Source organism: Stenotrophomonas sp. SrG, from assembly GCF_050031795.1.
Lineage (GTDB): Bacteria > Pseudomonadota > Gammaproteobacteria > Xanthomonadales > Xanthomonadaceae > Stenotrophomonas > Stenotrophomonas rhizophila_A.
In genome coordinates this window covers 1-331 of sequence record NZ_JBNBBE010000063.1, presented here as the reverse complement: position 1 = coordinate 331, position 331 = coordinate 1, and the positions used below count along the sequence as shown (strand labels likewise).

Here is a 331-nt window from a genome sequence, read left to right as displayed (position 1 = left end):
CGCTCGTTGTCACGCAGGGTCATGTCCAGCATCAGGCCGATGCGCGACGGCAGCGAATTGAGGAACCAGATGTGCGCGACCGGCGAGGCCAGGTCGATGTGGCCCATGCGCTCGCGGCGCACCTTGGCTAGGGTCACTTCGGTGCCGCACTTTTCGCAGACCACGCCACGGTGCTTCATGCGCTTGTACTTGCCGCACAGGCACACGTAGTCCTTGACCGGCCCGAAGATGGCGGCGCAGAACAGGCCGTCACGCTCCGGCTTGAAGGTACGGTAGTTGCTGGTTTCCGGCTTCTTCACTTCGCCGAAGGACCACGAACGGATCAGGTCCG

General features: G+C 63.4%; 1 protein-coding gene. It reads right to left on the bottom strand.

Annotated features, from left to right (window positions below; translation table 11 throughout):
* Positions 1-331: hypothetical protein (locus tag ACQG3P_RS18980; RefSeq protein ID WP_426805901.1), on the bottom strand; the 331-nt coding region annotated here is incomplete at both ends.